General features: G+C 67.5%; 8 protein-coding genes. All 8 read left to right on the top strand.

From position 1 onward, the window contains the following. Nucleotides 1-147, top strand: a 147-nt coding sequence (locus GC203_RS15100; RefSeq protein WP_293456046.1) for an NADH-quinone oxidoreductase subunit H, incomplete at its 5' end; no start/stop codon positions are given. 131 nt (nt 148-278) lie between these two features. Continuing rightward, nucleotides 279-767, top strand: a complete 489-nt coding sequence (gene nuoI / locus GC203_RS15095; protein WP_366501890.1) for an NADH-quinone oxidoreductase subunit NuoI — start codon at nt 279-281, stop codon at nt 765-767. A 154-nt stretch (nt 768-921) separates the two neighbouring features. Then, on the top strand, nt 922-1,548 hold the full coding sequence (locus tag GC203_RS15090) for an NADH-quinone oxidoreductase subunit J (protein WP_293456041.1): 627 nt from the start codon (nt 922-924) through the stop codon (nt 1,546-1,548). Continuing rightward, on the top strand, nt 1,545-1,853 hold the full coding sequence (gene nuoK, locus GC203_RS15085) for an NADH-quinone oxidoreductase subunit NuoK (protein WP_293456039.1): 309 nt from the start codon (nt 1,545-1,547) through the stop codon (nt 1,851-1,853). The genes GC203_RS15090 and nuoK overlap by 4 nt, the downstream gene beginning before the upstream one ends. Before the next feature lie 7 nt (nt 1,854-1,860). Then, the gene (gene nuoL / locus GC203_RS15080; protein ID WP_293456036.1) at nt 1,861-3,936 is read left to right on the top strand and encodes an NADH-quinone oxidoreductase subunit L; all 2,076 of its coding nucleotides are present in this window, start codon (nt 1,861-1,863) and stop codon (nt 3,934-3,936) included. Nucleotides 3,937-3,950: 14 nt separating this feature from the next. Continuing rightward, nucleotides 3,951-5,435, top strand: coding sequence for an NADH-quinone oxidoreductase subunit M (locus tag GC203_RS15075; protein WP_293456034.1), 1,485 nt, complete (start codon nt 3,951-3,953; stop codon nt 5,433-5,435). A 4-nt stretch (nt 5,436-5,439) separates the two neighbouring features. After that, nucleotides 5,440-6,870, top strand: coding sequence for an NADH-quinone oxidoreductase subunit NuoN (gene nuoN / locus GC203_RS15070; RefSeq protein ID WP_293456031.1), 1,431 nt, complete (start codon nt 5,440-5,442; stop codon nt 6,868-6,870). Between the two features lie 37 nt (nt 6,871-6,907). Continuing rightward, nucleotides 6,908-7,642 carry a biotin--[acetyl-CoA-carboxylase] ligase gene (locus GC203_RS15065; RefSeq protein ID WP_293456029.1) on the top strand — a complete coding sequence of 245 codons (735 nt, stop codon included), beginning with the start codon at nt 6,908-6,910 and terminating at the stop codon, nt 7,640-7,642. Nucleotides 7,643-7,644 lie beyond the last annotated feature (2 nt).

Raw genomic sequence — 7,644 nt, 5'->3', positions numbered from 1 at the left:
TGCTTCCTGTGGGTCCGGGCGACCTTCCCGCGCTTCCGCTACGACCAGCTGATGCGCCTGGGGTGGAAGATCTTCCTGCCGCTCAGCCTCGGCTGGGTGATCCTGACGGCGGGCGTGCTGATCGGGTTCGGCTGGCTGCCGAAGTGAGCTGCGTCGGGGTCGTGGCTTGCCTGTCACGACCTCGTGGTTAAGGTGGCGCCGCCGCCGGCCGGACACCCGTTCCGGTCGCGGGCGGTGCCGGTTCATCGTGACGGGTTTTCGAGGAAAGGCGACGGATCATGGCTTTCGTCGACCGCGGTATGCGGGGCGTGCTGCTGACGGAGCTGGTCTCCGGCATGTGGCTGACGCTGCGCTATTTCTTCAAGCCGAAGGTGACGCTCAACTATCCGCACGAGAAGGGTCCGCTGAGCCCGCGCTTCCGCGGCGAGCACGCACTGCGGCGCTATGCCAATGGGGAGGAGCGCTGCATCGCCTGCAAGCTTTGCGAGGCGATCTGCCCGGCTCAGGCGATCACCATCGAGGCGGAGCCGCGGGCCGACGGTTCGCGGCGCACCACGCGCTACGACATCGACATGACGAAGTGCATCTATTGCGGGTTCTGCCAGGAGGCCTGCCCGGTGGACGCCATCGTGGAAGGCCCGAACACCGAGTTCGCCGTCGAGACCCGCGAGGAGCTCTACTACGACAAGGAGCGCCTGCTGGATAACGGCGACCGGTGGGAGCGCGAGATCGCGAAGAATCTGGAACTGGACGCACCGTACCGATAGAGAAACGGCGCGATTCCAAAGCGCCGCTAACGCCTGTCGTGGCCCGGCTGGTCCGGGCCATCCATGAGCATCCGGAGAGGTCGGTGTTCATGGGTCGCCCGAACAAGCCGGGCGATGACGTTCACCAGGGATTGAGGGGTTCGACGAAGCCGAAATGGCCTTGCAGGCGATCGCATTCTACCTGATGGCCGTGGTGACCATCGCCGCCGGGTTCGGCGTGGTCTCGGCCCGCAATCCGGTGCACTCCGTGCTCTGGCTCATCCTGGCCTTCTTCTCGGCGGCCGGCCTCTTCGTGCTCATGGGCGCGGAGTTCCTGGCCATGCTGCTGGTGGTGGTCTACGTGGGCGCCGTCGCGGTGCTCTTCCTCTTCGTCGTCATGATGCTGGACGTCGACTTCGCCGCGCTCCGGCAAGGCTTCGCCCGCTACATGCCGCTGGGCATGCTGGTGGCGGTGATCCTGGCGGCGGAGATGGTGCTGGTGGCGACCACGGTCGCCGGGGCCGGCGCGGCCAAGGACAGCGTGGCGCCGCTCGCCTCGGGCAAGGTGGCGGCGGGCGTGACCAACGCCGAGGCCATCGGCCAGGTGCTCTACACGAACTACGTCTACTTCTTCCAGGCGGCCGGCCTGGTGCTGCTGGTGGCCATGATCGGCGCCATCGTGCTGACGCTGCGCCACAAGCCGGGCGTGAAGCGTCAGGTGATCGCCGACCAGGTGCTGCGCACGCCCAAGACCGGCATGCGGCTGGCCAATCTGAAGCCCGGCGAGGGGATCGGCGAATGACCATCGGGCTTGCGCACTATCTCGCGGTCGCCGCGATCCTGTTCACGATCGGCGTCTTCGGCATCTTCGTGAACCGGAAGAACATCATCGTCATCCTGATGTCGGTCGAGCTGATGCTCCTGGCCGTGAACATCAATCTGGTGGCGTTCTCGGCCTACCTCGCCGACGTCACCGGCCAGATCTTCGCGATGTTCGTGCTGACCGTCGCGGCCGCCGAGGCGGCCGTAGGGCTGGCGATCCTCGTCACCTTCTTCCGCAACCGCGGCGACATCGCCGTGGACGACGCCTCGATGATGAAGGGCTGAGCCTCTCATGGATCCCAAGCTCCTCGTCACGATCATCCTGTTCGGCCCGCTGATCGGCGCGGCCGCAGCCGGCCTGTTCGGCCGGCGGCTGGGCGACAACCTTTCCCGCGGGATCACCACGGGCTTCCTGTTCCTCTCGGCCATCCTGTCGTGGGTGGTGTTCTCGAAGTGGACCTGGGGCGGGCTCGAACCCTTCACCATCACCTACGCGCCGTTCATCCACGTGGGCGACTTCGTCTCCAACTGGTCGTTCCGGCTGGACGCGCTCTCAGCGGTCATGCTGGTGGTGGTCACCACCGTCTCCTCGCTGGTGCACCTCTATTCCTGGGGTTACATGGCCGACGATCCGAGCAAGCCTCGGTTCTTCGCCTACCTGTCGCTCTTCACCTTCGCCATGCTGAGCCTGATCAGCGCGGCCGACTTCATGCAGCTGTTCTTCGGCTGGGAAGGCGTGGGCCTGGCGAGCTACCTGCTGATCGGCTTCTGGTTCCACAAGCCCACGGCCAACGCCGCCTCGATCAAGGCCTTCGTGGTCAACCGGGTGGGCGACTTCGGCTTCGCGCTGGGCATCATGACGGTGTTCTGGGCCTTCGGGACCATCGAGTTCGCCAAGCTGTTCCCGTTGATCAAGGACGCGGTGGGGCAGGGTTGGGACTTCGCCGGCGGCCGCTTCAACCTCGTCGACCTCGCCTGCGCCCTGCTGTTCGTCGGCGCCATGGGCAAGTCGGCCCAGTTCTTCCTGCACACCTGGCTGCCCGACGCCATGGAGGGCCCGACCCCGGTCTCGGCCCTGATCCACGCGGCCACCATGGTGACGGCCGGCGTCTACATGGTCTGCCTGCTGTCGCCGATGTTCGAATACGCCCCGGTGGCCAAGCACATCGTGGTGGTGATCGGCGCGGTGACGGCCCTGTTCGCCGCCACGGTCGGCCTGACGCAGAACGACATCAAGCGGGTGATCGCCTACTCGACCTGTTCACAGCTCGGCTACATGTTCATGGCCGCCGGCGTCGGCGCCTACCAGGCCGGCATGTTCCACCTGTTCACCCACGCCTTCTTCAAGGCGCTGCTGTTCCTGGGCGCCGGCTCGGTGATCCACGGGATGGCCCACGAGCAGGACATGCGCCGCTATGGCGGGCTGTGGAAGTACATGAAGATCACGGCGCTGGTGATGATCGCCGGCACCATCGCCATCACCGGCCTGGGCATCCCCGGCCTGGAGATCGGCTTCGCGGGCTTCTACTCGAAGGACTCGATCATCCACGCCGGCTTCACGCTGGGCGAGGCGGGCGATCCGCTGGGCTACTTCGCCTGGGTGATCGGCGTGTTCGTCGCCGGCCTGACGGCCTTCTACTCGTGGCGCGTCGCCTTCTTCACCTTCAACGGCCACGCCCGCTGGACCTCCGAGGACCTCGAGCACCACTGGCACAACCGCGACCACGCCCACGGCGACGATCACGGCCACGCCGCGGCGCATGACGACGCCCACCAGGAGCCCGACCACGGCGGCCACGAGCACAAGCCGCACGAGAGCCCCTGGACGATGCTGGTCCCGCTGGTCGTGCTGTCGATCGGCGCGATCTTCTCGGGCTGGTTCTTCGAGGGCCAGTTCATCGGCCACGAGCAGCACGAGTTCTGGCGCGGCGCGATCTTCAACGCCCCGACGAACCACATCCTGGAGCACCATGAGGCGCCCCTGCTGGTGACTCTCGCGCCGCTGATCGCCACGCTGCTGGGCCTGGGCTACGCGGCCTGGATGTATCTGGTGAAGGAAGGCCTGGGCGCGCGCCTCGCCGCCAAGGGCGGGCCGCTCTACACCTTCTTCTACAACAAGTGGTTCTTCGACGAACTCTATCAGGCCACCTTCGTCCGCGCGGCGAAGGTCCTGGGCGACCTGTTCTGGAAGGGCGGCGACCAGAAGGTCATCGACGGCTTCGGGCCTGACGGCGTCTCGGCGCTCTCGGTCAAGGTCGGCAAAGGCGCCGGCCGGCTGCAGTCGGGCTACGTCTACCACTACGCCTTCGTGATGCTGCTCGGGGTGGCGGGTCTGCTGACCTACGCCCTCGTGGCCTGGTCCGCCTGAGGGAGACGACCGAAATGCCGATCCTCTCCTTCGTCACCTTCGCCCCCCTGCTGGGCGTGGCGGGCATCCTGGCGCTGCGCTGCCTGGGCAAGCCGGACGATCCCAAGACCATCGAGGCGTCCAAGTGGATCGCCCTCGTCACCACGCTGGCCACCTTCGCCCTGTCGGTGCTGCTGGTCGCCCAGTTCAACCCGAACGATCCGGGCTTCCAGTTCCTGGAAGAGACGCCCTGGTTCGGCGGCCTCTACTACCGCATGGGCGTCGACGGCATCTCGGTGCTGTTCGTCCTCCTGAACGCCTTCCTGATGCCGCTGTGCATCATCGCCTCGTGGAACACGATCAAGAGCCGGGTGCTGGAATACCTGATCGCGTTCCTGATCCTGGAGACCTTGGTCACCGGCGTCTTCTGCGCGCTGGACCTCGTGGTCTTCTACATCTTCTTCGAGTTCGGCCTGGTCCCGATGTTCCTGATCATCGGCATCTGGGGCGGCGCGCGGCGTGTCTACGCCGCCTTCAAGTTCTTCCTCTACACCCTGCTGGGCTCGGTTCTGATGCTGGCCGCGATCCTGTTCATGATCGGGACCACGCACACCAGCTCGATCCCCGAGCTGATGGCCTATCACTTCGACCCGGCGGTTCAGACCTGGCTTTGGCTGGCCTTCTTCGCGTCGTTCGCGGTGAAGATGCCGATGTGGCCGGTTCACACCTGGCTTCCCGACGCCCACGTCGAGGCGCCGACGGCCGGTTCGGTCATCCTGGCGGGGATCCTGCTGAAGATGGGGGGCTACGGCTTCCTGCGCTTCAGCCTGCCGATGTTCCCCAATGCGTCGGAGATGTTCACGCCGCTGGTGTTCGCGCTCAGCGTCATCGCGGTGATCTACACCTCGCTGGTCGCCTTCCGTCAGGTCGATGTGAAGAAGCTGATCGCCTACTCGTCGGTGGCCCACATGGGCCTCGTCACCATGGGCATCTTCTCGGGCAACGTTCAGGGCGAGCAGGGGGCCATCTACCAGATGCTCTCCCACGGGGTGATCTCGGGCGCGCTCTTCCTCTGCGTCGGCGTGATCTACGACCGCATGCACACCCGCGAGATCGCGTTCTACGGCGGGCTGGTGAACCGCATGCCGTGGTACGCCGCCGTCTTCATGCTGTTCTCCATGGGCAATGTGGGCCTGCCGGGCACCTCCGGCTTCGTCGGCGAGATTCTCTCGATGACCGGCGCCTACAAGGCCTCGACCTGGACGGCGATCCTGGCGGCCACCGGCGTGATCCTCTCGGCGGTCTACATGCTGACGCTGTACCGCCGCGTGGTGTTCGGGACGATCGAGAACCCCAAGCTGGAAACCATCACCGATCTGGACTGGCGCGAGATCGTGATCTTCGCCCCGCTGATCGTGGCGACCCTGTTCATGGGCGTTCAGCCCAACTCCGTGTTCAACCTGACCGCCTCGTCGGTGGACCAGCTCGTGCGGGTCTACCAGGCGGCGATCGGGGCCTAAGCGCATGACGCTCTCCCAAGACCTGGCCTACGCCTATCCCGAGATCGTCCTGGCCCTGGGCGCGCTGACCCTGCTGGTCGTGGGCGCCTTCGCACCGAAGCAGACCGCGCTGGTCGGCGGCGCGGCCGTGCTCGTGCTGCTGGCGGCGGCCTATGCTTCGGCGACCCAGCCGTTCGGGACCGCCTTCGCGGGCGGCCTGATCTCGGACGCCGGAGCCACCTTCGCCAAGGTGGCGATCTATCTCGCCTCGGCCGTGGCCATTCCGCTGGGCCAGCCCTGGTTCGCCCGCCGCGGCGTGCGCAGCTTCGAGTTCCCAGTGCTGATCCTGCTGGCCGCGCTCGGCATGGGCATGATGGCCTCGTCCGGCGATCTGATCTCGCTCTACGTCGGCGTCGAGCTGCACTCGCTGGCGCTCTATGTGCTGGCCGCGATGCACCGCGACAACGCCAAGGCCTCCGAGGCGGGCCTGAAGTATTTCGTGCTGGGCGCGCTCTCGTCGGGCCTGCTGCTCTACGGCGCGAGCCTGATCTACGGCTTCGCCGGCTCCACGCTGTTCCCCGAGATCGCCAAGGCGGCGGCCGGCGGCGCCAACACCGGCCTGCTGTTCGGCCTGGTGTTCCTGATCTGCGGCATCGCCTTCAAGGTCTCGGCCGCGCCGTTCCACATGTGGACGCCCGACGTCTATGAAGGTGCGCCGACCCCGGTCGTGGCCTTCTTCGCCGCCGCGCCCAAGCTGGCCGCGATGGTGCTGTTCGCCCGCGTCCTGGCCAACGCCTTCGCCGGCGCCTCGGAACAGTGGCAACAGGTGCTGGTGGCCATCGCCCTGATCTCGGTGGCGGTCGGCGCCTTCGCGGGCCTCGTGCAGAAGAACCTTAAGCGGCTCTGGGCCTATTCCTCGATCGCCAACATCGGCTACGCGGTGCTGGGCCTGGCCTCGGGCACGTCGGAAGGCGTCCAGGCCATGCTGGTCTTCATGATCCTCTACATGATCGACGTGACGGGCTTCTTCGCCTGCCTCGCGGCGCTGTCGCGCCAGGGCCGGGCGATGGAGACGATCGACGACATGGCCGGGCTCATCAAGGAGAAGCCGGCCATCGCCATGGCCATGACGGTGTTCTCGCTGTCGGCCCTCGGCCTGCCGCCGTTCTCGGGCTTCTTCGCCAAGGTGTTCGTCTTCAAGGCGGCGCTGGACGCGGGCCTCTGGGGCCCGGCCGTGGCCGGCCTCGTCGGGTCGGTCGTGGCGGCGTTCTATTACCTGCGCCTGATCAAGGCGATCTGGTTCGACGGCAGCCCCGGCGCGGTCGACAAGCCGCCGGTCGAGGCCAACGCCATCGCTCTGGTCGCGGCGCTGTTCGCCTTCCCGGTCGTGATCGTGGCCCTCGGCTGGCTCAGCCCGGCCGCCGAGCGCGCGGCCCAGGCCTTCGGACTGGTGTGAGGGGGCCTCTCCCCCCGCCAAGCCGAGAGGGGAGAGGATGATCCCGCCGATCGAAGCCTACGACGAGCTCGACTCCACCAACGCCGAGGCGCGTCGCCGCGCCGAGGCGGGGGAAGCGGGGCCCGTCTGGATCACGGCGGCGGTGCAGACCGCTGGCCGGGGGCGCCGGGGACGGGCCTGGTCCACCAAGCGCGGCAATCTCGCGGCCACCCTGCTGACCACCACCGACCGGCCGCCGGGCGAGGCGGCGCAGCTTTCGTTCGTGGCGGCGCTGGCGGCGTGCGATCTGGCCGACGCCTGCCTTGGCGCCGGCGTGGCGCGGCTGAAGTGGCCCAACGATGTGCTGATCCATGGCCGCAAGGCGGTCGGCATACTGGTGGAGTCCGGAACCCGTTCCGACGGTCGGTTGTGGCTGGCGGTCGGGATCGGGATCAACCTGGCGCATGCGCCCACCGACGTCGAACGGCCGGCGACCGCCTTTGCCGATCACATGGCCGGTCCGCCGCCCGAGCCGCGGGCCGCCCTCGACGTGCTCGCCGCGGCCTTCGAGCGCTGGCGGGCGGCCTGGGCGATGCAGGGCTTCGCCGCCATTGCGGACGGCTGGTCGGCGCGCGCGACGGGCCTGGGCGCGCGCTGCGAAGCGCGGCTGCCGCACAAGACCCTCACAGGCGTCGCCGAAGGCCTCGATCCCGACGGGGCATTGCGGCTGCGGCTGGACGGGGGCGGCCTGGAGCGGATAACGGCGGGCGACGTTTTCTTCGGAGACGCTTGAGA

The sequence above is a fragment of the Phenylobacterium sp. genome, from assembly GCF_016124325.1.
Lineage (GTDB): Bacteria > Pseudomonadota > Alphaproteobacteria > Caulobacterales > Caulobacteraceae > Phenylobacterium.
The sequence above is the reverse complement of the archived record's forward strand: the minus strand, read 5'-3'. Positions and strand labels throughout refer to the sequence as shown.

Coding starts and splice junctions, on each gene's coding strand:
- nuoI (WP_366501890.1), top strand. CDS start 279: ATGGCTTTCGTCGACCGCGGTATGCGGGGCGTGCTGCTGACGGAGCTG.
- GC203_RS15090 (WP_293456041.1), top strand. CDS start 922: ATGGCCTTGCAGGCGATCGCATTCTACCTGATGGCCGTGGTGACCATC.
- nuoK (WP_293456039.1), top strand. CDS start 1,545: ATGACCATCGGGCTTGCGCACTATCTCGCGGTCGCCGCGATCCTGTTC.
- nuoL (WP_293456036.1), top strand. CDS start 1,861: ATGGATCCCAAGCTCCTCGTCACGATCATCCTGTTCGGCCCGCTGATC.
- GC203_RS15075 (WP_293456034.1), top strand. CDS start 3,951: ATGCCGATCCTCTCCTTCGTCACCTTCGCCCCCCTGCTGGGCGTGGCG.
- nuoN (WP_293456031.1), top strand. CDS start 5,440: ATGACGCTCTCCCAAGACCTGGCCTACGCCTATCCCGAGATCGTCCTG.
- GC203_RS15065 (WP_293456029.1), top strand. CDS start 6,908: ATGATCCCGCCGATCGAAGCCTACGACGAGCTCGACTCCACCAACGCC.